This window comes from Nonomuraea sp. NPDC048826 (assembly GCF_043198225.1).
GTDB lineage: Bacteria > Actinomycetota > Actinomycetes > Streptosporangiales > Streptosporangiaceae > Nonomuraea.
Genome location: NZ_JBICUQ010000005.1, coordinates 85908 through 108522, shown reverse-complemented (window position 1 = coordinate 108522; position 22615 = coordinate 85908). Strand labels below are relative to the sequence as shown.

General features: G+C 72.2%; 24 protein-coding genes. 8 read left to right on the top strand and 16 right to left on the bottom strand.

All coding sequences use genetic code 11. The features are described 5' to 3' along the window. Positions 1-115: 115 nt before the first annotated feature. The 6 genes from ACGFI7_RS18875 to ACGFI7_RS18850 all read left to right on the top strand — a co-directional run bounded on the left by ACGFI7_RS18875 (position 116) and on the right by ACGFI7_RS18850 (position 5716). Complete coding sequence (locus tag ACGFI7_RS18875) at positions 116-745, top strand: TetR family transcriptional regulator (protein ID WP_393407122.1); 630 nt, start codon at positions 116-118, stop codon at positions 743-745. Positions 746-848: 103 nt separating this feature from the next. Continuing rightward, on the top strand, positions 849-1787 hold the full coding sequence (locus tag ACGFI7_RS18870; RefSeq protein ID WP_393407119.1) for an NADP-dependent oxidoreductase: 939 nt from the start codon (positions 849-851) through the stop codon (positions 1785-1787). A gap of 37 nt (positions 1788-1824) precedes the next feature. Continuing rightward, positions 1825-2820 carry a sigma-70 family RNA polymerase sigma factor gene (locus tag ACGFI7_RS18865; protein WP_393405915.1) on the top strand — a complete coding sequence of 332 codons (996 nt, stop codon included), beginning with the start codon at positions 1825-1827 and terminating at the stop codon, positions 2818-2820. 43 nt (positions 2821-2863) lie between these two features. Beyond that, positions 2864-3982 carry a steroid 3-ketoacyl-CoA thiolase gene (locus tag ACGFI7_RS18860; RefSeq protein ID WP_393405913.1) on the top strand — a complete coding sequence of 373 codons (1119 nt, stop codon included), beginning with the start codon at positions 2864-2866 and terminating at the stop codon, positions 3980-3982. Further along, entirely contained in the window at positions 3979-5016 is a 1038-nt protein-coding gene (locus tag ACGFI7_RS18855) for an MBL fold metallo-hydrolase (RefSeq protein ID WP_393405911.1), read from the top strand. The genes ACGFI7_RS18860 and ACGFI7_RS18855 overlap by 4 nt, the downstream gene beginning before the upstream one ends. A 25-nt stretch (positions 5017-5041) precedes the next feature. Beyond that, positions 5042-5716, top strand: a complete 675-nt coding sequence (locus tag ACGFI7_RS18850) for a FadR/GntR family transcriptional regulator (RefSeq protein ID WP_393405909.1) — start codon at positions 5042-5044, stop codon at positions 5714-5716. On the opposite strand, the gene ACGFI7_RS18845 is transcribed toward ACGFI7_RS18850, so the two are convergent. Both ACGFI7_RS18845 and ACGFI7_RS18840 read right to left on the bottom strand, forming a co-directional pair. Beyond that, positions 5713-6543: a hypothetical protein gene (locus ACGFI7_RS18845; RefSeq protein WP_393405907.1), complete on the bottom strand. Its 831-nt coding sequence runs from the start codon at positions 6541-6543 to the stop codon at positions 5713-5715. The genes ACGFI7_RS18850 and ACGFI7_RS18845 overlap by 4 nt on opposite strands. Further along, complete coding sequence (locus ACGFI7_RS18840; RefSeq protein WP_393405906.1) at positions 6540-7409, bottom strand: hypothetical protein; 870 nt, start codon at positions 7407-7409, stop codon at positions 6540-6542. The genes ACGFI7_RS18845 and ACGFI7_RS18840 overlap by 4 nt, the downstream gene beginning before the upstream one ends. 104 nt (positions 7410-7513) lie before the next feature. Here ACGFI7_RS18840 and ACGFI7_RS18835 point away from each other — a divergent pair, with 104 nt between their 5' ends. Beyond that, positions 7514-8461: a DNA polymerase ligase N-terminal domain-containing protein gene (locus tag ACGFI7_RS18835; protein WP_393405904.1), complete on the top strand. Its 948-nt coding sequence runs from the start codon at positions 7514-7516 to the stop codon at positions 8459-8461. On the opposite strand, the gene ACGFI7_RS18830 is transcribed toward ACGFI7_RS18835, so the two are convergent. From ACGFI7_RS18830 to ACGFI7_RS18805, 6 genes are all read right to left on the bottom strand, one after another. Continuing rightward, complete coding sequence (locus ACGFI7_RS18830) at positions 8416-9588, bottom strand: Cmx/CmrA family chloramphenicol efflux MFS transporter (protein WP_393405902.1); 1173 nt, start codon at positions 9586-9588, stop codon at positions 8416-8418. The two genes, ACGFI7_RS18835 and ACGFI7_RS18830, sit on opposite strands and share 46 nt — an antisense overlap. Before the next feature lie 199 nt (positions 9589-9787). Then, the gene (locus ACGFI7_RS18825) at positions 9788-10540 is read right to left on the bottom strand and encodes a dienelactone hydrolase family protein (protein ID WP_393405900.1); all 753 of its coding nucleotides are present in this window, start codon (positions 10538-10540) and stop codon (positions 9788-9790) included. Between the two features lie 140 nt (positions 10541-10680). Beyond that, positions 10681-11334 carry a response regulator gene (locus ACGFI7_RS18820; protein ID WP_393405898.1) on the bottom strand — a complete coding sequence of 218 codons (654 nt, stop codon included), beginning with the start codon at positions 11332-11334 and terminating at the stop codon, positions 10681-10683. Beyond that, positions 11331-12569, bottom strand: a complete 1239-nt coding sequence (locus ACGFI7_RS18815; RefSeq protein WP_393405896.1) for a sensor histidine kinase — start codon at positions 12567-12569, stop codon at positions 11331-11333. Before ACGFI7_RS18815 ends, ACGFI7_RS18820 begins: the two co-directional genes overlap by 4 nt. 23 nt (positions 12570-12592) lie before the next feature. Further along, on the bottom strand, positions 12593-13360 hold the full coding sequence (locus ACGFI7_RS18810; RefSeq protein WP_393405894.1) for an ABC transporter permease: 768 nt from the start codon (positions 13358-13360) through the stop codon (positions 12593-12595). Between the two features lie 25 nt (positions 13361-13385). Continuing rightward, the gene (locus ACGFI7_RS18805) at positions 13386-14294 is read right to left on the bottom strand and encodes an ABC transporter ATP-binding protein (protein ID WP_393405892.1); all 909 of its coding nucleotides are present in this window, start codon (positions 14292-14294) and stop codon (positions 13386-13388) included. 154 nt (positions 14295-14448) lie between these two features. On the opposite strand from ACGFI7_RS18805, the gene ACGFI7_RS18800 reads away from it, so the two are divergent. Further along, the gene (locus ACGFI7_RS18800) at positions 14449-14886 is read left to right on the top strand and encodes a GNAT family N-acetyltransferase (RefSeq protein ID WP_393405890.1); all 438 of its coding nucleotides are present in this window, start codon (positions 14449-14451) and stop codon (positions 14884-14886) included. On the opposite strand, the gene ACGFI7_RS18795 is transcribed toward ACGFI7_RS18800, so the two are convergent. Genes ACGFI7_RS18795 through ACGFI7_RS18760 form a run of 8 tightly spaced genes read right to left on the bottom strand, consistent with a single transcriptional unit; the run spans position 14874 to position 22496 of the window. Next, the gene (locus ACGFI7_RS18795) at positions 14874-15800 is read right to left on the bottom strand and encodes an aldo/keto reductase (protein WP_393405888.1); all 927 of its coding nucleotides are present in this window, start codon (positions 15798-15800) and stop codon (positions 14874-14876) included. The two genes, ACGFI7_RS18800 and ACGFI7_RS18795, sit on opposite strands and share 13 nt — an antisense overlap. After that, positions 15797-16102: an L-rhamnose mutarotase gene (locus ACGFI7_RS18790; protein ID WP_393405886.1), complete on the bottom strand. Its 306-nt coding sequence runs from the start codon at positions 16100-16102 to the stop codon at positions 15797-15799. The genes ACGFI7_RS18795 and ACGFI7_RS18790 overlap by 4 nt, the downstream gene beginning before the upstream one ends. Continuing rightward, complete coding sequence (locus ACGFI7_RS18785) at positions 16102-17091, bottom strand: ABC transporter permease (protein WP_393405884.1); 990 nt, start codon at positions 17089-17091, stop codon at positions 16102-16104. The genes ACGFI7_RS18790 and ACGFI7_RS18785 overlap by 1 nt, the downstream gene beginning before the upstream one ends. After that, positions 17088-18566 (bottom strand): sugar ABC transporter ATP-binding protein, encoded by a 1479-nt coding sequence (locus tag ACGFI7_RS18780; protein ID WP_393405882.1) that lies wholly within the window; start codon positions 18564-18566, stop codon positions 17088-17090. Before ACGFI7_RS18780 ends, ACGFI7_RS18785 begins: the two co-directional genes overlap by 4 nt. Further along, positions 18566-19597: a sugar ABC transporter substrate-binding protein gene (locus ACGFI7_RS18775; RefSeq protein ID WP_393405880.1), complete on the bottom strand. Its 1032-nt coding sequence runs from the start codon at positions 19595-19597 to the stop codon at positions 18566-18568. Before ACGFI7_RS18775 ends, ACGFI7_RS18780 begins: the two co-directional genes overlap by 1 nt. A 9-nt stretch (positions 19598-19606) precedes the next feature. Continuing rightward, a complete protein-coding gene (locus tag ACGFI7_RS18770; RefSeq protein WP_393405878.1) occupies positions 19607-20350 on the bottom strand; it encodes an SDR family NAD(P)-dependent oxidoreductase in 744 nt (247 codons plus the stop codon). After that, positions 20347-21654: an L-fuconate dehydratase gene (locus ACGFI7_RS18765; RefSeq protein ID WP_393405876.1), complete on the bottom strand. Its 1308-nt coding sequence runs from the start codon at positions 21652-21654 to the stop codon at positions 20347-20349. The genes ACGFI7_RS18770 and ACGFI7_RS18765 overlap by 4 nt, the downstream gene beginning before the upstream one ends. After that, complete coding sequence (locus ACGFI7_RS18760) at positions 21651-22496, bottom strand: fumarylacetoacetate hydrolase family protein (RefSeq protein WP_393405874.1); 846 nt, start codon at positions 22494-22496, stop codon at positions 21651-21653. The genes ACGFI7_RS18765 and ACGFI7_RS18760 overlap by 4 nt, the downstream gene beginning before the upstream one ends. Positions 22497-22615: the final 119 nt, after the last annotated feature.

Below are 22615 nucleotides of genomic sequence, written 5' to 3'. Positions count from 1 at the left end.
ACTCGCGAGTAACAAGCCGGGGCGTCGGTTAATCAGATAACGTGTTCTTATGCGTACCCCGCAGGCGGCCCTTCAGGGAGCCATCGCCACACCCCCCACCCACCCTGAGGGGACCATGGAGCACGACTTCACGCCCGACGGGCTCCCGTCCGGCGGCCCCTCGTCGGGCGGGCAGGGCGCCCGTTCGCGCAGCCAGCACCAGCGCCGCAAGCGCATCGTCCAGGCCGCCGCGGCCCTCGCCTCCCGGGGCGGGGTCGAAGCCATGCAGATGCGCACCGTCGCCGAGCGGGCCGGTGTGGCGCTCGGCACCCTCTACCGCTACTTCCCGTCCAAGATGGACCTCGTCGTGGCGGTGGTCGGCGAGGAGATCGACCTGCTGGAGAGCAGCATCGAGCGGCGCCCGCCGAGCGCGGACACCCCCGCGGGGCGCGCGGTCGACGTGCTGATGCGGGCCACCCGGGGGCTCATGCGCGAGCCCGAGCTGGCCGACGCGCTGATCCGCTCGCTCATCCTCGCCGACGACGTCGAGATCCCCCTCGGCGACCGCATGGCCGGCCTCCTGCTCCGCGTCTCCACCGGCGGTCTCACCCCCGAGCAGGCCACCGAGGAGCAGCTCGCGCTGGCGGGCTCGCTGGCGAGCGTCTGGGTCCAGGAGCTCCTGGAGATCCTCCGCGGCCGCCGCACCCACGACCAGATCCAGCGCCGCATCGAGATCGCCGCCGGCCGCCTCCTCGCCGACATCTGACCCCCGCCGCCCGCCGGTCCGGGGTTGGCCGGATCTTTGCGGAGGTTGGCCATCCGGCCGCTCGCCCGCACCCGGGCGGCTGGGCAAGCTGGTCGGCATGAAGATGCTCGCGATCACGCAGGACTCGCTCGGCGGGCCCGAGGTGCTGACCATGGCGGAAGTCGACAAGCCGGTGCCCGGCCCGACCGAGGTGCTGGTGCGGGTGGAGGCCGCCGGGGTCAACCCGACCGACTGGAAGACCCGCGCCACCGGCGGGCTGGTGGGCGCGCCGCCGTTCACGCTCGGCTACGACGTCTCCGGCGTGGTGGAGGGCTCCGGCATCGGGCAGGCTCTGTACGAGCCGGGCGACGAGGTCTTCGGCATGCTGCGTTACCCGTTCGGCCACGGCGCGTACGCCCAGTACGTGACCGCGCCGTCCCGCCACTTCGCCCGCAAGCCGCGGGTCGTCGACCACGTGCGCGCCGCCGCCCTCCCGCTCGCCGCGCTGACCGCGTGGCAGGCGCTGGTGGACGTGGCCGGGCTCAAGGGCGGTCAGCGCGTCCTGATCCACGCGGCGGCCGGCGGGGTGGGCCACCTCGCGGTGCAGATCACCAAGGCGCGCGGCGCGTACGTCATCGGCACCGCGAGCGCGGCCAAGCACGCGTTCCTGCGCGGGCTCGGCGCGGACGAGCTCGTCGACTACCGCGCGGCCGACTTCGCCGAGACCGTCCGCGACGTGGACGTGGTGCTGGACGGCATCGGCGGCGACTACGGCCGGCGCTCGCTGCGCACCCTGCGGCGGGGCGGCACGCTCGTCACGCTCCCCCTGTCGGTGATGGATGCGGGCCTGCCCGAGGAGGCGGCCGCACTGGGCGTCAGATCGGCCGCCATGCTGGTGGAACCGGACCACGCCGCGCTGCGCGCGCTGGCGGCGCTCGTGGAGGCGGGCAGGCTCCGTCCGGAGATCGCCGCGGTGCTGCCGCTCGCGGAGGCGGCCAAGGCCCACGAACTCGGCGAGACCGGCCGGACCAGCGGCAAGATCGTCCTCACGGTACCGCACTGACCGGCGATCTGTCGGTCGCGTCGTCTATACAGGGGGTATGACCGAGAGGCCATCCAATGAGGAGTTTCTCCGGCAGGCCGATCCCATGCGCCGGGAGTTGCTCGCCCACTGCTATCGCATGATGGGCTCGGTGCACGACGCCGAAGACCTGGTGCAGGAGACGTTCCTGCGGGCCTGGCGCCACTATGACGGGTTCGAGGGGCGCTCGTCCCTGCGCACGTGGCTCTACCGCATCGCCACCACGCAGTGCCTGACCGCGCTCGACAACCGGGGGCGCAGGCCGCTGCCGACCGGGCTGGGCGCGCCCGCGTCCGAGCCGGCCGCGCCGCTGGTGGAGCGGCGGGAGGTGCCGTGGCTGGAGCCGGTTCCCGACGGCATGGTGGGCGCCGGCGGCGACGACCCGGCCGCCATCGTCACCGCTCGCGAGAGCATCCGCCTGGCGCTCGTCGCGGCCCTGCAACACCTGCCGCCGCGCCAGCGGGCGGTGCTGGTCCTGCGTGACGTGCTCAAGTGGCGGGCCGCCGAGGTGGCCGAGGCGCTCGACACCACGACCACGGCCGTCAACAGCATCCTGCAGCGCGCCCGCGCCCAGCTGGAGCAGGTCTCGCCGAGCCTCGACGACCGGCCCGAGCCGCTCACTGAGGAGCAGCGGGAGCGGCTCGACCGCTACGTGGAGGCGTTCGAGTCCTACGACATCGGGGCGATCGTCGAGCTGTTCACCAAGGAGGCGATCTTCGAGATGCCCCCTTACGACGGGTGGTACCAGGGCGCGGAAGACATCGGCCGGCTCGTCTCCGCCCAGTGCCCGGCCGAGCGACCCGGTGATCTGCGGCTGCTGCCGGCGCGGGCCAACGGCCAGCCGGCGTTCGGCCTCTACCTGCGCGACGGCGACACCTACCAGGAGTTCGCGCTGCAGGTGCTCACCTTCGACGGGCCGCAGGTCAGCCACGTGGGGATGTTCTTCGAGCCCGGCATCCTGCCCCGCTTCGGGCTGCCCGCCTCGTTGCCCGCCGGGGCTTCCGGATCAAAGTAGAACAAGTTACAGTCGCGACCAGAGTAACGTTCTGGAGGCGAATGTGCGCACCCCCGTCATCGTCGAGGCCGTCCGCACGCCGATCGGCAAGCGCGGCGGCTGGCTGGCCGAGCTGAAACCGCAGCAGGTGCTGGCCACCGCGCTCAACGGCCTGATCGGGCGGTCCGGGGTCGCTCCCGCGCTGGTCGACCAGGTGTTCGCGGGATGCGTGACCCAGGCGGGCGAGCAGGGAGGCCACGTCGGCAGGCACGCCTGGCTCTACGCCGGCCTCCCCTACCGGACGGGTGTGACCACCGTCGACGCCCAGTGCGGCTCCTCGCAGCAGGCGGTGCACCTCGCGGCGGCCATGATCGCAGCCGGGGTGATCGACGTCGGCGTGGGCTGCGGCGTCGAGGTGATGAGCCGGGCGCCGCTCGGCAGCAACGTGCTGCCCGCGAACCCGCGGCCCGACGACTGGAACATCGACCTGCCCGACCAGTTCACCGCGGCCGAGCGGATCGCCCGGCGGCGCGGGCTCACCCGTGAGCGGCTCGACTGGTTCGGCGCCCGGTCGCAGCAGCGGGCCGCCAAGGCGTGGTCCGACGGACGGTTCGAGCGGGAGATCGTCCCGGTCGGCACGGTCACCAAGGACCAGGGGCTGCGCGAGACCACGGTGGAAGGGCTGGCCAAGCTCAAGCCGGTGCTGGGCGAGGAAGGGCTGCACACCGCGGGCACCTCCTCGCAGATCTCCGACGGGGCCGCCGCCGTGCTGCTGATGAGCAGGGAGGCCGCGATGCGCCACGGGCTGCGGCCCCGGGCGCGCATCCTGGCCCAGACGCTCGTCGGCGCCGAGCCGTACTACCACCTCGACGGGCCGGTGGACGCGACCGCCAAGGTGCTGGCGGCGGCCGGGATGACCATCGGCGACATCGACCTGTTCGAGGTCAACGAGGCGTTCGCGTCGGTGGCGCTGTCCTGGGCGCAGGTGCACGAGCCGGACCTCGACCGGGTCAACGTCAACGGCGGCGCCATCGCGCTCGGCCACCCGGTCGGCGCGACGGGGGCGCGGCTGATCACCACGGCGCTGCACGAGCTGGAACGGTCGGACCGCTCGACGGCGCTGGTGACCATGTGCGCGGGTGGCGCGCTGGCCACCGCCACGATCCTCGAGCGCATGGCATGACCCGCTCCAAGACAGCCCGTCGTCCGTACGCCGAGCAGCGCCCGCTGGATCTCGGGTTCGGGGTGTGGAGCGTGCCGGTGCCGATCCCGGGCAACCCGCTCGGCTACACGCTGGTGTACGCGATCGAGTCGCCGCGCGGGCCGGTGCTGGTGGACGCCGGATGGAACCACCCGGACGCGTGGGCGGCGCTCCGCGACGGCCTGGCGGTGGCCGGGATCGACGTGGCGGACGTACACGGGGTGGTCGTCACCCACTTCCACCCGGACCACGCCGGGCTGGCCGGGCAGGTCAGGGAGACGTCGGGCGCCTGGATCGCCATGCACGAGGCGGACGCGGCGCTCGTCGACATGATGAACGACGTCGACTCCGACCTCCGCAGGTCCTTCCAGACCGACATGCTCCGCCGGGCCGGCGCGCCCGTGGAGGACCTGCCCGACGGCATGGCGAGCGACGGCAGGCAGCAGCCGCCCGCGCGGGCCGATCGGCGGCTGCGCGACGGCGACCTCGTCGACCTGCCCGGCAGGAAGCTGCGGGTGGTGCACACGCCGGGCCACACCCCCGGCCACGTCTGCCTGCACCTGGAGGACTCCGACCGGCTCTTCACCGGTGACCACGTGCTGCCCGGCATCACCCCGCACATCGGGATCTATCCGTTCGACCGGGACGACGTCAACCCGCTCGGCGACTTCCTGGAGTCGCTGGACAGGGTCGGCGAGCTGGGGGACCTCGGAGCCCTGCCCGCGCATGAGTGGACATTTCCAGATGTGGCGGCACGAGCCGCTCAGATCCGTCACCATCACGAGGAGAAGCTCGACCGGCTCCTCGCCCTGCTGGCCGAGCGCGCCGAGCCGCTGACCATCTGGGAGACCGCCGCCATGATGACCTGGAACCGGCCATGGTCGGAGCTGCCGCCGATGCTGCGCGGCATGGCGGCCGGCGAGGCCGCCGCCCACCTGCGCGCCCTGGAGGTCCGCGGCGCGCTCCGCCGACTCCCGGGAGGCGAGCCGGTACGTTTCCAGGCCCTAGAATCCTAGACATCCGATGTCTAGGGAGAAAAGCGTGGCGGTCACCGACGCGGCCATCGACAAGATCAAGCAGATGATCCTCTCAGGCGAGGTCGCTCCGGGAGACAGGCTGCCCAAGGAGGCCGACCTCGCCGAGCGGCTCGGCCTCTCGCGCAACTCGCTGCGCGAGGCCGTGCGCGCGCTCGCCCTGATCAACGTCCTGGACGTGCGGCAGGGCGACGGCACCTACGTGACGAGCCTGGAGCCGCGGCTGCTGCTCGACACCATGTCGTTCATCCTCGACCTGCACCGCGACGACACGGTGCTGCAGTTCTTCGAGGTCCGCCGCATCCTGGAGCCCGCGGCCACCGCCATGGCCGCCGAGCTGATGACCGACGACGACATCGCCGAGCTGCGCACGATCCTGGAGTCGCTGCCCGCCGAGCCGACGATCGAGGAGCTGGTCGCCAACGACCTGCGGTTCCACCAGCGGATCGCCGCCGGGTCGGGCAACAGCGTGCTCTGCTCGTTCATCGAGAGCCTGTCGGGGCCGACCACCCGGGCCCGCATCTGGCGCGGCCTCACCCAGGAGGGCGCGATGGCCAGGACCCGAGAGCAGCACACCGCCATCTACGAGGCGATCGCCGCCCGCCAGCCGGAGGTGGCCCGGGCCTGGGCCACCATCCACGTGGCGGGCGTCGAATCCTGGCTCCGCAAGGCCCTCGCCTAACGGAGCCCGGAGCGGCTGCCCTCCAGCGGGTCCGGCACCGGCACCCGGAGGTTCTGGAAGTCCTTGTAGGGGAGGACCTCGTCCGCGGCCGGGGCCGTGATCACCATGGGGGCGCCCCAGTCCGAGAAGCGGGTGTCGGCGGTGGTGACGACCTTGTGCTCGCCCGAGCCCACTGCCTCCCGGGTCTGCAGACGCTCGATCAGGCCCTTCCGGTCGATCCGGAGCCGGTAGGAGATCTTTCTGTCGGCGCGGTCACCGCGGTTCAGATCCCCGAACCGCTCGGCGTAGAAGGACTTCGACGCCTCGTACAGCTCCTGGTACGTCACGTGGCCCTGATAGAGGTGGCCGCCGGAGACCGGCCTGGCCCGCTCGCCCCGCAACGTCGCCTTCAGCACGGCCGGATCGAACACGTTGATCGGCTGCATGCCGGCGAAGGCCACCGGGTTCACGGTGACCCCCTTGGCCGCTTCCTCGCCCACCCAGGACTTGCCGCCGGGAAGGTGCTTCGCCACATCGGCTCCGCCGAGATAGGCGGCTCGCGGGAAGCCGAGTATCTCGATGGTGCCGGCGTCCTCCTCGTCCGGGGCTTCCACGGAGACGTGCACGGCGACAGGGCCGGACGGGGAGAGCTGGACGCCGCCCTTGATCCGGAAGCGGACGGAGCCCAATCTGGACACCTCCGCCAGTTTGACCCCGCGCTCGGCCTTGAGCTGCTTCCGCAGCGCACGGACCGGGTCGGGCGCCGCGGTCTCGGCGGCGGCGGCGGGGGGAGCGGCGAGGAGGACGGTCAGCGCGACGGTGACCGCCGCGAGGATTCCGCGCTTCACGACGCGTAGGGCTCGGAGTGGGCCGCCGACAGGCTGATGTCGCTCTCAGGGGCGTCGGGGCCGGGGCGGCGGCGGTCCTCCCACTCGACGACCTCGGCCCGCGCCGGGGCGGTGATGATCAGGTGCTCGCCCCAGCCGGAGTAGCGGGTGTCGATCGTGCGGTACGCGCCGGACACCGCCCGCTCGGTGGTCGCGAGCCGCAGGGGCAGGCCGCGGCTGTCGGTCCAGAGCCGCCAGGAGATCGTGGTCTTGGCGTAGGCCCCGCGGGGGGCGCCGGAGAAGAGCTTGCCGTAGTAGCCCTTGGCGGCCTCGTACAGCTTGGCGTAGGTGATCGTGCCCCGGTAGAGGTGGCCGCCGGAGACCGCGCCGGCCCGCTTGCCCTTGAGCGCGGCCCTGAGCACGGCCGGGTCGAAGACGTTGATCGTCTGCTTGCTCGCCACGGCCAGCGCCAGGTTCGGGTAGCGGTCGCCCTGCTCGGTCCTGACCCAGAGCTTGTCCTTGGGCAGCAGCTCGGCGACGGCCTCGCCGGTGGTGTAGACGGACGTGCCCACGGCGGCCCGCTGGCCGGGCTTGCTGCCCTGGCCGCCGCTGCTGCGGTCGTCGGAGGCGTCCTCCACGTCCGCCCATGAGGCGACCGGGCCGGTCGGGCCGAGCTGGATGCCGCTGTGGTAGCGGGTGCGGGTGGACGCCTTGGCGGTGACGGCCCGCGACACCTCGTCGACGCGGACGCCGCGCTCGGGCCGGAGCTGCGCCTTGACGGCCTGCGCGGGGTCGGGGGCGGCGGTCCGCGCCGCGGCGGGCACGGCGGTCACGGCGGGCAGGGCGGCGGCCAGCGCGAGGGCCGCGGGGAGGATCCAACGCCTCATGATGATTCTGCAGTCCTAGGGAGGGGGAATGCTGGGGGAGATCATCTTTCCAGAAGCGGGCTCGGGTTCGCTCGGACATGGGCGAAGTCGGGTAGTACGCCTGTGTGGCTGACAAACTCAAGCAATACAGGAGCAAACGCGACGCCAGCCGTACCCCCGAACCCGTCCCCGACGAGCCCCCGGAGCCGCGCGGCGGCGCCTCCTTCGTCATCCAGGAGCACCACGCCCGCTCCCTGCACTGGGACCTCCGCCTCGAACGCGACGGCGTGCTCGCCTCCTGGGCCATCCCCAAGGGCCTGCCGTCCGACCCCGCCACCAACCACCTGGCCGTGCACACCGAGGACCACCCGATGGAGTACCTCACCTTCCACGGCGAGATCCCCAGGGGCGAGTACGGCGGCGGCACCATGACCATCTGGGACCAGGGCACGTACGAGACCGAGAAATGGTCGGAGCGCGAGGTCAAGATCGTGCTGCACGGCTCCCGGGCCGAGGGCCGGTTCGTGCTGTTCCAGACGAACGGCAAGAACTGGATGATCCACCGGATGGACCCGCCGTCCCGCGCTCCCCTGCCGGACGTGGCGCCCATGCTCCCCACCCGGCGCTCCCGCCTGCCCCGCGACGCCGCCGCGTACGCGTACGAGTTCGCCTGGGGCGGCCGCCGCCTGCTGGTGCCCGTCGAGGGCGGCCGCACCACCGCCGCCCGCGAGCACCCGTGGCTGCGGGCGCTCGCGGCGTCGTTCGGCAGCCGCACCGCACTCCTGGACGGCGAGCTCACCACCCTCTCGGGCGCCGAGGTGCTGGTCTTCTACGACCTGCTGTACGACGACGGCCGGGTGTTGCTGGACGAGCCGTACGAGGTGCGCCGGGCCGCCCTGGAGGCGCTGGATCTCTCCACGCCCCGCTGGCAGACGGCCCCCGCGTGGCCCGGCGACGCCCGGCCGGTCCTGGAGGCGGCGCGCGGCCAGGGCCTGCCCGGCGTCGTCGCCAAACGCCTCGACTCCCCCTACGAGCCGGGCGAGTCGGCGTCCTGGCTGTTCATCCCGTCCTGACGCCGGATCAACAGGGCCAGAGCCGGCGCCACCAGCAGCGCGCTCACCCACAGCGGCGACCTGAACCCGTGGCCGGCGGCGATGGCGAGGCCGCCCAGCCAGGGGCCGAGCGCCGCGCCGACGTTGAAGGCCGCCGTGGCGAACGCGCCGCCCAGCGTGGGCGCGTCGACGGCCGTGTAGAGCACCCGGGAGATCAGCGTCGAACCGACGGCGAACGCGAGCGTCCCCTGGACGAGGACGAGCACGACCGTCGCCACCGGGTTCCCGGCCGCCAGCGCGAACGCCACCCACCCGGCCAGGAGCGCCGCGCCGCCCAGGACCAGCAGCCGCGCGGGCCGTACGTCGGCCACCCGGGCGGCGGCGGTCACGCCGGCGAACGAGCCGACGCCGAACAGCGCCAGCACGACGGGCACCCACGCCGGGTCCATCCCCGCCACGTCGGTGACGACCGGCGCGAGATAGGTGTAGGCGCAGAAGGTCGCGCCGTTCACCAGCGCGCCGAGCAGCAGCGTCACCAGCAGCCGCCGGTCGCGCAGCGCCCCGAACTCCACGCGCGCCCCGCCGCCGCGGGCGTGGACGGCCGGGGAGTCGGGCACCGCCCTGAGGATCGCGGCGAACGCGGGCGCCGACACCAGGGCCACCGCCCAGAACGCCGACCGCCACCCCCACGCCTGGCCGAGCAGCGCCCCCGCGGGCACTCCCACGACGCAGGCGGCGGTGACGCCGCCGAGCAGGACGGCCGTGGCCCGCCCCTTGGCGTCCGGCGCGACCAGACCGGCCGCCGCCGACAGCGCCACCGCCAGGAACCCGGCGTTGGCGAGCGCGCCGACGACCCGGGTCACCAGCAGGAGTTCGAAGCTCGTGGTGACCGCGCCGAGGACGTGCACGAGCATGAAGACCGCCAGGAACGCCAGCAGCGCGCGCCGCCGCGGCCAGCGCAGGCTCAGGGCCGCCATCAGCGGCGCCCCGACGATCATCCCCACGGCGAACGCCGAGGTGAGCTGCCCGGCAGCGGGGATGGACACCCCCAGCTCACGGGCGAGGCCCGGCACCAGGCCGGACAGCATGAACTCGGACGTGCCCATGGCGAACACGGCCAGCCCGAGGAGATGGACGAACAAAGGCATGAAGAGGCTCCGCACCCAGAAAGGGACCGACAGGAAAGCGGAACCGGTGATCCGGCGACGACGGCCCTTCAGGGACCGCGACAGGACAAGCCACCGGACGACCGGTGGCTACCGTCTTGACGCCTCTGGGCTGGACATGTCCGGCAACCTAACAACGGGTGTCCCGCGCTGCCAAGCGAATTCGGCCCGCGGCTCCGGTTCACCTGGAAGGTTCACGGGGGCAGCCGAGGTGGCGGGTGAAGAAGCGCACCGTGCTGTCCAGTTCGAAGGCCGGGAGCTCAGCGTGTTCGCCGGGGTTGGCGTGCAGGGTCTTCTCGGCTGAGCCCAGGGCGTCGAAGAGGGCCAGGCTCTCGGCCCGGGGCACCCGCTCGTCGTCCCACTGCACCAGGAACTCGACCGGGACGGTGATCCGCGCGGCGGCCTCGGCCGACGCCGACGCGCCGCCCAGGCCCAGGACCGCCGCGCGGACCCGGGGTTCGGCGGCGACGAAGGGGACGCCGAGCCCGCAGCCCAGTGACACGCCCCAGTAGCCCACGGGCCCGGCGCCGACGTGGCCGAGGTGCTGGAGCGCGTCCAGGACCGCCCGCCACTCCAGGACCGTCCGGCGTGCCACGAGGGCCTGGAAGGCGGCGATCAGCGGAGCCGGGTCCTCCCCGGCGTCCACGCGGGCCTGGTTCGCGGTCGCGATCCGGTGGAACTCCTCGTCCTTCGGACGGTCTCCGTGACCGGGCACGTCCACGGCCGCGACCGCGTAGCCGCACTCGGCCACGAGCCGGCTCGACCGGGCCACGATTCCGGGATCCTTCTTGTGCCGGCCGCCGCCGTGCCCCATCAGCACGAGGGGACGGGCACCGGTGGCGCCGTGCGGCGTCCACAGCACGCCGGGGATCTCATCGAGGGTGAAAAGCTGTTCGCGGATGCCGTCGGACGACGTCTCAGAGGTGAAGCGCATAGCGTGGGGAACCTTTCGGGATGCCCGCGGGCGCTCCCTCGGCCATGCGCAGGAGGGAGGCCCGACTCGTCACAGCGTTGATCGGTCTCACCTCCTCGGTTCGCAGTGGTGCACGGCGCCGCAGAACATATCACGAAATGTCATGACCGCCCTGGGGGGCGTGGGACGAGGAGGCCGCGGTTGAAGGCCTCGGTGACGGCGGCGGCCCGGTCCTTCACCTGGAGCTTGGCGTAGATGTTGAGCAGGTGGGACTTGACCGTGGCCTCCGTGATGAACAGCCGGACGGCCGCCTCGCGGTTGGTGTTCCCGGCGGCCACGAGTTCGAGGACCTCCAGCTCGCGGGCGCTGAGCAGGGACGGCGCGGGGGCCCGCATCCGGTTCATCAGCCGGGCCGCCACCGAGGGGGCCAGCACGCTCTCGCCCCTGGCCGCGGCCCGCGCGCCACGCAGCAGTTCCTCCCGGGGTGAGTCCTTGAGGAGGTAGCCGGTGGCGCCCGCTTCGATGGCCGGCAGGACGTCGGTGTCGGAGTCGTACGTGGTCAGCACCAGCACGCGCGCGGCGACCCCGAGCCTGGCCAGTTCGGTGATCGCGGCCAGGCCGTCCATGCCGGGCATGCGCAGGTCCATGAGGATCACGTCGGGCCGCAGGTCCTGGGCCAGCCGGACCGCGTCGGCGCCGTCCGCGGCGGCGCCCAGCACCTCGAACCCGGGAGCGGAGGCGAACATGCTGCTCAGCCCGTCCCTGACGACAGGATGGTCGTCGGCGATGAGCAGCCGGATCGGGGCGCCGGTCATGCGCCGCTCCCGTTCAGCGGGCAGGGGACGCAGGCCGAGATGCCGACGCCGGCGCCGGGCTCGGCCTCGACGCGCAGACTGCCGGACAGCTCTTCCACGCGCTGCCGCATGATCGTCAGCCCGTACCCGCCGGCCCCGAGTGCCGCGAGGTCGAAGCCCTTGCCGTCGTCGCGCACGTCCAGTGCCACCTCCTGCTCCAGATAGGACAACGTCACCCCGACCCTGCTCGCGCCGGCGTGTTTGGCCACGTTGGCCAGCGCCTCCTGCGCCGTGCGCAGCAGCGCGAACTCGGTCTCGGGCGTCATCGGCCGCGCCGTGCCCGTCGTCATGACCTGGACGGGCAGACCGTGCAGCTTCGACCACCGGTCGGCGACGTCGGCGAGCGCGTCGCTCAGACGCGCGGCCTGCAACGGTTCGGGCCGGAGCGCGTCGACCGAGCGCCGCGCCTCGGCCAGGCTCTCCCTCGCCAGGTTCTTGACCGCGTCGAAGGGCCGCCGCCACGGCGCCGGGACCTCGTGCATCTGCTCGGCCGCCTGAAGCTGCGCGATGATGCCGGTGAGTCCCTGCGCGAGCGTGTCGTGGATCTCGCGGGCCATCCGCTGCCGCTCGTCGAGCACGCCCGCCTCCCTGGCCTGGGCGAGCAGCTGGGCGTGCAGGCCGGCGTTCTCCGCGAGCGACGCCTCCAGCAGCCGGTTCGTCCGGCTCAACTCTTCCAGGGTCCGCTCGCGCCGCTCCTCCTCCTTCTCGGCGAGCCGCAGCACCCAGGCGCAGCCGCCCATCAGGATGATGTTGAAGGCGACGATGATCACCTGCAGCGCCAGGCCGAGCGCGTCCGGCCCGGGAATGCCGGACGCCTGCGCCGTACCCGCGAGGACCGCCGTGGCGGCCACGCCCAGCAGCCGCCGCGGCCAGGGCAGGACCGTGAAGGAGTAGATGTAGGAGGCGGGGGTGAAGAGCCCGAAGGCGGGATGGCGGACCACCAGGACCGCGGTGATCGCGAGCAGCCCCGCGACGAACACCCCCATGATCGCCGGCCGGTCCCACCAGCCGGGACGCAGGGTGAACAGGCCGAGCATCCACGCGGCCGCCAGCCCGCACAGGGCGAGGTCGACGGCCAGGGAGCCGCCCGCCCAGCCGTCCGCGATCGCCACGATCACCAGAGGGAGCACCAGCACCGTGTAGGGCACCACGTTGACCAGCACGAACGGCGGCCGTGTCGAGGTCTTCCCGGTCAAGGACTCCATCTCCCCACGCGCCCCTACTCCCAGCGGAACCAGCGGACCGCGACGAACGCGCACACCGTCGCGTAGGCCGCCAGGGTAAGCAGTGGCGCGGCCGACGGGAAGTCGCCCAGGTAGGCGTCCTGGAAGGCCCCCATGCCCGCGCCGAGCGGCGTGTAGTGGGCGATGTCCCGCAGCAGCGGCGGCATCTGGGAGATCGGCACCCAGAGCCCGGCGAAGAACATCATCGGGAAGAACAGCACCGTGCCGATCGCCGTGGCCGGGCCACGCCCGGGGGCCAGGGCGCTGATCAGCAGCCCGATCGCGAGCAGCGCGGCCGCCGCGAGCAGCCAGGCGAGGACGAAGCCGGGAAGGTGCCGCGGCAGGTCGACGCCGAAGCCGAGCGCGGCCACCGCGACGAACAGGACCATGGCCACGACCGCGATGGCGAAGTTGGCCGCGAGCTGGGCGGCGAGCACTCGGGCCGGGCCGACGGGCGTGGTCCGCATCCGCCGCAGCACGCCGTTCTCCCGGTATCCCGCGAGCGTGGTGGGCAGGGCGGCCGTGGCCAGGATGGCCAGGTTGAACAAGATCAGGACAGGGACGTAGAGGTCGAAGTACGTCAGGTCGCCGCCGGTCTCCACGGGCTGGCGCAGATCGGGGACGCTGCCGAGGATGATCAGCAGGATCAGCGGGAAGCCGATGCCCCAGAGGGGGCCGACCTTGTCCCGGACGCAGAGCGTGCCCTCGGCCTTGACGAGCCGCCACGTCGCGGAACCTCGTTCGACGGTGTGCAGTGCGGACATGGGATCAGGTCCTCTCTTCAGGTGGTTACTGGGGGCGCTTGCCGGTCAGCCGGACGAACGCGTCCTCCAGGCTGGCCTGCTCGACGCGGAGCCGTTCGGCGACGATCTGGTTGCGGGCCAGCACGGCGGTGACGGCGTTGAGCGCGTTGTCGTTGCCGTCGACGACGACCAGGTCGCCCCGGCGGGTCACGGCGGAGACGTCGGGCAGGCTCGTCAGCAGGCTGTCGTCCATCGGCCTGGACGGCCTGAACTGGATCCGCTGCCCGATGCGCGCCCGCTCGGTCAGGCCGGCCGGGGTGTCCACCGTGACGACACGGCCGGAGTCGATCAGCGCGAGCCGGTCGCAGAGCCGTTCGGCCTCTTCCATGAAGTGGGTGACCAGCACGATCGTCACCCCGCGCGAGCGCACGCCCTCGATCAGGTCCCAGGTGTCGCGCCGGGCCTGCGGGTCGAGGCCGGTGGTGAGCTCGTCGAGGATCGCCACCCGGGGGTTGCCGACGAGCGCCAGCGCGATCGAGAGCCGTTGCTTCTGGCCGCCGGACAGCTTGGCATAGCCGGTCCTGGCCTTGTCCGCCAGGCCGAGGCCGTCCAGCAGCGCGCGCCAGTCGGCGGGCTCGGGGTAGAAGGAGCTGTAGAGCTCCAGGGCCTCGGCGACCTTGAGCCGCTCGGGCAGGTGACCGGCCTGCAACTGGACGCCGAGTTGCCGGGTCACCTCGGCGTGGTCCCTGAGCGGGTCGAGCCCGAGCACCCTGATCTCACCGCGATCCGGCGTGCGGAGCCCCTCGACGCACTCGACGGTCGTCGTCTTGCCGGCGCCGTTCGGGCCGAGGATGCCGAAGATCTCGCCTTCCTGGACGGTGAACGAGACGTCGTCGACGGCGACCTTGTCCTCGTAGCGCTTGTGGAGGTTGCGTACCTCGATCACTGCTGGCATGCCGGTCCTTCCGGAGAGCTGCTGTGGCTCCCAAGCCTGCTATGACCAGCGCTTTTCCGGCATCGACCAGTGGACGGGACCTGACGGTCAGCCGATCGGTGGATAGCCGTCCGCCGGACAGGCGGCGGCGAGCGCGTTGTGGCAGATTGGCGGCGTGCGCATCTCGGAGATATCAGCTGACCAGCCGGGCCTGATCGACCTGCAGCGAGCCGCCTACCACGTCGAGGCGGAGATCATCGGCGACGACCGGATCCCGCCCCTGCACGAGACGCCGGAGGAGGTGCGGGCCCTGCCCCTCACCTGGCTGGGGGCCTTCGGTGACGACGGTGACCTGCTCGGGGCCGTGGCCTGGGAGGAGACCGCCGACGAGGTGGACCTCGACCGGCTCATGGTGGACCCCGGCGCGCACCGGCGGGGTGTCGGGCGGGCCCTGGTCAAGGAGGTCATGGCCAGGGCCGGTGCGCGCCGGGTCGTGGTGTCCACCGGGCGCGGCAACACCCCGGCCAGAGCGCTGTACGAGCGACTCGGGTTCACGCTCACCGGCGAGTCGGAGCCGGTGCCGGGGCTGTGGGTGGTGCACTACGCGTCGTGAAGCAGGCCCTCGGCGCGCAGCTCCGACCAGAGCGCGTCGGGGACGGGCTGCCCCATCGCCGCGGCGTTGGCCTCGACCTCCTCGGGCGAGCGGGCGCCGAGGACGACCGCGGCCGTGGCCGGGTGGCGCAGCGGGAACGCCATCGCGGCCTGCGGGAGCGTCACCCCGTGGGCCGCGCAGACCGAGGCGATCCGCCGGGCCCGGTCCAGCAGTTCCGGCGGCGCGGGCGCGTAGTCGAAGGTGCCCGACGGGTCGGGGGTCGCGAGGAGGCCGCTGTTGAAGACCCCCGCCGCCAGCACCCGGACGCCCCGTGCGGCGCAGGCGTCCAGGAGCGGCAGGCCCGATTGGTCGAGCAGGGTGTAGCGGCCGGCCAGCATGACCACGTCGATGTCCGTTTCCCGGACGAATCTCAACGGCGCCCGCCACTGGTTCATGCCGACCCCGATGGCCTTGACCACGCCCTGCGCGCGGAGCGAGGCCAGCGCAGGGTACGCCTCGGCAAGCGCCTGCTCAACGTGGTCGTCCGGGTCGTGCAGGAGAACGAGGTCGACGGACGGCAGGCCGAGCCGTTCCAGGGACTCCTCCAGCGAGCGGAGCACGCCGTCGCGGGAGAAGTCCCACACCCGCTCGACGTCGGCCGGCACGTCGAAGCCCTGGGTGTCCCTGCCGCCGGAGGACGTGGGCACCAGCAGCCGGCCGACCTTGGTCGAGAGCACGTACCCGGACCGCTCGCGCAGCGCCGCGCCCAGGCGACGCTCCGACAGGCCGAGCCCGTAGTGCGGCGCCGTGTCGAACAGCCGCACCCCGCTCTCCCAGGCCGCGTCGACGGTGGCGCGGGCCTGCTCGTCGGTGACGGCCGAGAACAGGTTGCCGATCGGCGCCGCGCCCAGGCCGACCCGGGGCAGCGCGATCACGTCAGCTCCCAGACCAGCCGCAGGCCACCCGAGCCCTTGTCGAAGCCGCCGTCGAGCAGCCGGTTCATCCGGGCCTGCCACGCCCGGTCGGCCGGGTGGTCGCGGAGCGCGTCCTGCATGGCGGCGTAGTCGTCGACCTCGACGACGTGGAACAGGTCGAGCCCGTCACGGTAGATCCGCCAGGAGTGCAGGCCGTGGTCGCGCATGGCCTGCTCCAGCTCGGCCGGGATCTCGGCGTGCTCGCGGTCGTAGACCTCCTCGCAGCCGGGCTTCAGCCGGGTACGCAGCGCGAGCCGTTCCATCAGTCTTGCGCCTTCCCACCCGCGATCCTGCTGATCATGAGGGCGACCAGGATGATCGTCCCGTACACGACCGGCTGCCAGAAGCCCGACACGCCCTTGAGGGTGAGCAGGTTCTGCACCAGGCCGATGACCAGCACGCCGGTGAGCGCGCCCAGGATGGTGCCCTTGCCGCCGTCCATGCTGACGCCGCCGATGACGGCCGCCGCGAACACCATGAAGATCCAGTTGACGCCCATGCCGGAGCCGATCGCGCCCAGCCGGCCCGTCTCCAGGATGCCGGCCAGCGCGGCGAGCGTGCCGCCCAGGATGAACACGCCCCACAGCACCCGGTCCACCCGGATGCCGGCGGCGCGGGCCGCGTCGACGTTGCCGCCGATCGCGTACAGGGAACGGCCGACCCGCAGGTAGGCGAGCCCGGCGATGCCCGCGGCGAACAGCACGCCCGCGATCCAGATCGAGGCCGGCAGGCCGAGCCAGACGGCGCCGCCCAGGTAGAGCATCGAGGCGGGCAGCTCGAACAGGGTCTTGCCCTCGGTCGGGCCGAGGTGCAGGCCGTGCACGATGATCAGCATGGCGAGCGTGACGATGAACGCCGACAGCTGGAACTTGATGATCAGGAACCCGTTGAACGCCCCGATCGCGGCCCCGATGAGCAGGCAGAGCGGGATCACCAGCACGGGCGGCAGCCCGATCCCGAGCCCTCCCGCCGACACCGGCACGACCAGCAGCACGGCCAGGGCCGGCGCCATGCCGACCGTCGACTCCAGCGACAGGTCGAACTTGCCGGCGATCAGGATCAGCGCCTCGGCCAGCACCAGCAGCGAGATCGCCGCCTGCTGCTGGAGCACGTTCGTCAGGTTGCCCTTGGTCAGGAAGACCGGGTCCAGGAACGCCCCCACGATCAGCAGGAGCACGATCACCGGGACGAGCGTCAGGTCCCTGAACCTGGCCAGCCTGAGCCGGGGCGCGGGTGCGGTCAGTGTGGTCACTCTTCGATGCCTTCCATCACGGCCACGAGCTCGTGGTCACTCCAGCCACGCGGCACGTCCTTGACGACCCGTCCGTGGAACATCACCAGGACGCGGTCGCAGATCCGCAGGTCGTCCAGTTCGTCGGAGACGAGCACGGCGCCCGCGCCCCGGTCGGCCGCGTCCTCGACGGCGCCCAGCAGCGCCTGCTTGGCCTTGACGTCGACCCCGGCCGTCGGGTTGATCACCACCAGCGCGTCCGGGTCGTCGGCCAGCGCCCTGGCGAACACCACCTTCTGCGCGTTCCCGCCGGACAGGTCGCCGACGGGCTGGTCGGGGCCCTCGGTCTTGATGTCCAGGTCCTCGATCATCCGTACGGCCCGCGCGCGGCGTCTGGCGGGCGCGACGACGCCGTACCGGCCCAGCTTGCGGGCGATCGACATCGTCCCGTTCTCGCTCACCGACAGCAGCGGCACGAACCCCTGGTGGTGGCGGTCCTCGGGGACGAACCCGAGCCCGGCGGCGAGCGCGGCCGGCACGTCGCCTGGCTTGACCGCCCGGCCGTTGACGGTGACGGTGCCGGCGTCGGCCTTGCGCAGGCCGACCAGCGTCTCGGCGAGCGACACCTTGCCGCTGCTGCCCGACCCGGCCAGCCCGACGACCTCGCCGGACCGTACGGCCAGGTCGACGTCCTCGTAGCGGCCCGTCAGCGAGAGGCCGGAGGCGGCCAGGACCACCGACTCGCGCGGCTCGCGGGCGCGCGCCTGGTAGGCCGCCGTGGCCTCGCCGGTCATGGCGTCGACCAGCTCGTCCTGCGGCAGGTCGGCGACGGGCGCGGTGAGGATGTGCCGGGCGTCGCGGAAGACCGTGACGCTCTGGCAGATCTCGTACACCTCGTCCAGGTGGTGGGAGATGTACATCATCGTCACGCCCTGCCGGCGCAGCGCCCGCATGCGGGTGAACAGCCGCTCGATGGCCGGGCCGTCCAGGCGCGCGGTCGGCTCGTCCAGGATGATGAACCGCGCGCCGAAGGAGAGCGCGCGGGCGATCTCCACGAGCTGGCGCTGCTCGACGCCGAGGTCCCCGGCCAGCGCCTGCGGGTCGACGTCGACCTCGTACGTGTCGAGCAGCTCGCGCGCCTTGGCCCGCAGCGCCCGCCAGTTGATGAGCCGGCCCTCGGTCTGGCGGTTGAGGAACAGGTTCTCGGCCACGGTCAGCGCGGGGATGATCGTGGACTTCTGGTAGACGCAGGCGACCCGCTGCCGCCAGGCGTCGCGGTCGCCGAGGGCGGGCGCGGGCTCTCCCGAGTACCGCACCTCGCCCTCGTCCGGCCGCTGGAGCCCGGTGAGTATCGACACCAGGGTGGACTTGCCGGCGCCGTTCCTGCCGACGAGCGCGTGGGTCTCGCCCTCCGCGATCGAGATGCCCGCTCCGTCGAGCGCGGTGGTCGGGCCGAAGCGCTTGACGACATTTCGAGCTTCAACGTGATATTTCATCACTTGACCTGGTTGCCCCAGAGGGTCGGGTCATCGACGTTGTCCTTGGTGACGACCGGCGCCGGGAGCTGGTCCTCCAGGCCGTTGGGCAGCTCGATGATGGTGCTGTCGTGGTCCGTCGCGCCCGGCTGGAACGTCTTGCCCTCCAGCGCCGCCTTCGCGTAGTACAGGGCGTACTTCGCGTACAGGTCGGCCGGCTGCGAGATCGTGGCGTCGATCTCACCCTTGCGGATCGCCTCGAACTCCTGCGGGATGCCGTCGTTGGAGATCACGGCCACGTGCTTGGGGTCGTCCGGCGGCAGCAGCAGCCCCTTCTGCTTGAGCACCTGGAGCGTCGGGGCCAGGTGCACGCCGCCCGCGTGCATGTAGACGCCGTTGATGTCCGGGTGCTGCTCCAGCCGGGTCTGCAGCATGGACGCGGCCTTGCTGCCCTCCCACTCGGTGGGCTCGTCGAACACCGTGATGCCGGGGAACTTGGTCTTCATGCACTCGCCGAACGCCTCGGCCCTGTCGCGCCCGTTGATCGAGCTGAGCGCGCCCATGAGCTGCACGACCTTGCCCTTGCCGCCGAGCTTCTCACCGAGGAACTCGCAGGACTTGGTGCCGTACGCGCGGTTGTCGGCCCGTACCACCATGTAGACCTTGCCCTTGTCCGGGCGGGTGTCGACGGTGACGACGGGGATGTTCTTGTTCTCCAGGTTCTGCAGGGTGCTGGCGATGGCGCCGGTGTCCTGCGGGGCCATGACGATCGCCTTGGCGCCCTGGCCGACCAGCGCCTGCACGTTGTTGACCAGCTTGGCGACGTCGTTCTGCGAGTTCGTGGCAGGCATCAGCTCGACGTCGAGCTCGTCCGCCATCTTGGGGACGTACGTGATGTAGGAGTTCCAGAAGTCGGAGTCGGCGCGCGGATGGTCGATGCCGACCTTGCCGCCTTCCCCTCCCGCTGCCGGGGTGGTCGTGGTGGTGTCGGAGCCGCACGCGGCGATCGCGGCGACGAGGACCGCGCAGGCGGCCAGCGGCTTGATCTTCATCGGGGGGTTTTACCTTTCTGGGTGGTGCGGCCGGAGCCTGAGCCCCTGCATGCCGCCGTCGACGGCCAGGGCCGTGCCGGTGGTCGCGCCGGAGTCGGGGCCGGCCAGGAACGCGATCGCCGCCGCGACCTCGGCTGCGTTGACCAGGCGGCCCATCGGCTGCCTGGCCTCCAGCGCGGCCCGCTCGGCCGCGGGGTCGTCGGCGGCGTCGAGCAGCCGGGCGACCCAGGGGGTGTCCGCGGTGCCCGGGTTGACGCAGTTGACGCGGATGCCCTCACGGAGATGGTCGGCGGCCATCGCCAGCGTGAGCGACTGCACCGCGCCCTTGGTGGCGCTGTAGAGGGCCCGCTGGGGCAGGCCGGCGGTCGCCGCGATGGAGCAGGTGTTGACGATCGAGGCGTGCGCGGACCGGCGCAGGTACGGCAGCGCGGCCCGGGTGACGCGGACCATGCCGAGCACGTTCACCTCGAACACCCGGCGCCACTCCTCGTCCGGGTTGTCCTCGACCGTGCCCTGGGCGCCGATGCCGGCGTTGTTGACCAGCACGTCGAGGCCGCCCATCCGGTCGGCCGCCTCGGCCACGGCCCTGCGCACCTGGGCGTCATCGGTGACGTCGGCCCTGATGCCGATCAGCGGCTCGCCGGGCGGGTTCAGGTCGAGGCAGGCGACCCGCATGCCGCGCTCGGTGAGCAACTGGGCGGTCGCCAGGCCGATGCCGGAACCGCCGCCGGTCACGATGGCTCTGAGGTTCACGCGTTCCTCCAGACCTCTCCGCCGGGATAGGTGTGGGCGGCGATCGACTCGGCGCGCATCTCCGAGCTGAACCCCGGCGTCTCCGGGGCGCGGTAGCGGCCGTTCTCGATCACCACCGGGTCGGTGAAGTGCTCGTGCAGGTGGTCGACGTACTCGATCACCCGGTTCTCCATGGTTCCGGTGACGCTCACGTAGTCGAACATCGACAGGTGCTGGACCAGCTCGCAGAGCCCCACCCCGCCGGCGTGCGGGCACACCGGCACCCCGAACTTGGCCGCGAGCAGCAGGATCGCGAGGTTCTCGTTGACCCCGCCGACCCGGGCGGAGTCGATCTGCAGGTACGAGATCGCGCCGGCCTGCAGCAGCTGCTTGAACACGATGCGGTTCTGCACGTGCTCGCCGGTGGCGACCGGGACGGGCTTGACGCCCTCGGCGATGGCGGCGTGGCCGAGCACGTCGTCCGGGCTGGTCGGCTCCTCCACCCAGTGCGGGGAGAACGGCTTGAGCGCGGTCACCCACTCGATGGCGGAGGCGACGTCCCAGCGCTGGTTGGCGTCGACGGCGATCGGGTAATCGGGGCCGCAGACCTCGCGGGCCACGGTGAAGCGGCGCACGTCGTCGGCCAGGTCGGCGCCGACCTTGAGCTTGATCTGGCCGAAGCCCTGGTCGAGGGCCTCCCGGCAGAGGCGGCGCAGCTTGTCGTCGTCGTAGCCGAGCCAGCCGGGGGAGGTGGTGTAGGCGGGGTAGCCGGTGCGCCGGAGTTCCTCGATCCGCCCCTGCTTCCCCTTTTCCGCATTTTTCAGGATCTGAAGGGCTTCGTCCGGCGTCATGGCGTCGCTCAGGTACCGGAAGTCGATCAGGCCGACGATCTCCTCCGGCGCCATCTCCGCCAGCAGCAGCCAGAGCGGCTTGCCCGCGCGCCTGGCCTTGAGATCCCACAGGGCGTTGACCACGGCGGAGATCGCCATGTGCATGACGCCCTTCTCCGGCCCCAGCCAGCGCAGCTGCGAGTCGTAGACCATCTCCTTGTAGAGCGCGCCCAGGTCCTCGGCGTCCCGGCCGATCACGTACGGCTCCAGCGCGGAGATGGCGCCGGTCTGCACGTCGTTGCCGCGCCCGATGGTGAACGCGAACCCGTGCCCGGCGTACCCGTCGTCGGTCCTGAGCACCACGTACGCGGCCGAGTAGTCGGGGTCGGGGTTCATCGCGTCGGAGCCGTCGAGCTCGCGCGAGGTCGGGAAGCGCACGTCGTACGTGTCCATCCCGACGATCCGGTACGAGGCCGCGCCCCGCGACGCCGTCATGCCTGACCCACCGTCTGGCGCTGGCGGCCGAGAGCCTCGATCTCCAGCTCCACCACGTCACCGGCCCGCAGGTAGGGCTGGCCGGGCATGCCCATCGCGACGCCGGCCGGGGTGCCGGTGTTGATGACGTCGCCGGGCTCCAGCACCATGAACTGACTGAGGTAGCGGACGATCTCCGCCACGTCGAAGATCATGTCCTTGGTGGAGCCGTTCTGCCGCTGCTCACCGTTGACCCACAGCCGGAGCGCCAGGTCCTGCGGGTCGCCGACCTCGTCGGCGGTCACCAGCCAGGGGCCGAGCGGGTTGAACGTCTCGCACGACTTGCCCTTGTCCCACTGGCCGCCGCGCTCCAGCTGGAACTCCCGCTCCGACACGTCGTTGGCGACCGCGTACCCGGCCACGGCGTCGAGCGCCTCCTCGCGTGACTCCAGGTAGCGGGCGCGCCTGCCGATGACCACGGCCAGCTCGACCTCCCAGTCGGTCTTCACGCTGCCGCGCGGCACCAGCACCTCGTCGTACGGGCCGACCATGGTGTCACTGGCCTTCATGAACACGACCGGCTCGGCCGGCGGCTCGGCGCCGGACTCCGCGGCGTGGTCGCGGTAGTTCAGCCCGATGCACACGATCTTCCCGGGCCGCGCGACGGGCGCGCCGACGCGCAGCCCCTCGGCCTCGGCCAGGGGCAGCGCGCCGCGCTCCAGCGCCTCCCGCACCCGTGCCACGCCCCCGGAGGCGAAGAAGGCCCCGTCGATGTCGGGCTCCCCGATGGCGCGCAGGTCACCGGCGGCATCCATCACCACCGGCCGTTCCTGGCCGGCGGGTCCTACTCGAAGCAGCTTCACTCCGCGTCCTTCGGTTCATACATCGGATGTCTCGCCTCCGCATGCTGATGGCGGTTTCGGGTGTGTGTCAAGAGCCGCACCCTGGTTAAATCCGATCCGTGACATGTACGAGGGTCGGC

Excerpts from the sequence above, each read along its gene's own strand:
- ACGFI7_RS18875 (WP_393407122.1), top strand. The coding sequence starts at position 116 with ATGGAGCACGACTTCACGCCCGACGGGCTCCCGTCCGGCGGCCCCTCG.
- ACGFI7_RS18870 (WP_393407119.1), top strand. The coding sequence starts at position 849 with ATGCTCGCGATCACGCAGGACTCGCTCGGCGGGCCCGAGGTGCTGACC.
- ACGFI7_RS18865 (WP_393405915.1), top strand. The coding sequence starts at position 1,825 with ATGACCGAGAGGCCATCCAATGAGGAGTTTCTCCGGCAGGCCGATCCC.
- ACGFI7_RS18855 (WP_393405911.1), top strand. The coding sequence starts at position 3,979 with ATGACCCGCTCCAAGACAGCCCGTCGTCCGTACGCCGAGCAGCGCCCG.
- ACGFI7_RS18840 (WP_393405906.1), bottom strand. The coding sequence starts at position 7,409 with ATGAGGCGTTGGATCCTCCCCGCGGCCCTCGCGCTGGCCGCCGCCCTG.
- ACGFI7_RS18830 (WP_393405902.1), bottom strand. The coding sequence starts at position 9,588 with ATGCCTTTGTTCGTCCATCTCCTCGGGCTGGCCGTGTTCGCCATGGGC.
- ACGFI7_RS18825 (WP_393405900.1), bottom strand. The coding sequence starts at position 10,540 with ATGCGCTTCACCTCTGAGACGTCGTCCGACGGCATCCGCGAACAGCTT.
- ACGFI7_RS18820 (WP_393405898.1), bottom strand. The coding sequence starts at position 11,334 with ATGACCGGCGCCCCGATCCGGCTGCTCATCGCCGACGACCATCCTGTC.
- ACGFI7_RS18810 (WP_393405894.1), bottom strand. The coding sequence starts at position 13,360 with ATGTCCGCACTGCACACCGTCGAACGAGGTTCCGCGACGTGGCGGCTC.
- ACGFI7_RS18805 (WP_393405892.1), bottom strand. The coding sequence starts at position 14,294 with ATGCCAGCAGTGATCGAGGTACGCAACCTCCACAAGCGCTACGAGGAC.
- ACGFI7_RS18790 (WP_393405886.1), bottom strand. The coding sequence starts at position 16,102 with ATGGAACGGCTCGCGCTGCGTACCCGGCTGAAGCCCGGCTGCGAGGAG.
- ACGFI7_RS18780 (WP_393405882.1), bottom strand. The coding sequence starts at position 18,566 with ATGAAATATCACGTTGAAGCTCGAAATGTCGTCAAGCGCTTCGGCCCG.
- ACGFI7_RS18775 (WP_393405880.1), bottom strand. The coding sequence starts at position 19,597 with ATGAAGATCAAGCCGCTGGCCGCCTGCGCGGTCCTCGTCGCCGCGATC.
- ACGFI7_RS18765 (WP_393405876.1), bottom strand. The coding sequence starts at position 21,654 with ATGACGGCGTCGCGGGGCGCGGCCTCGTACCGGATCGTCGGGATGGAC.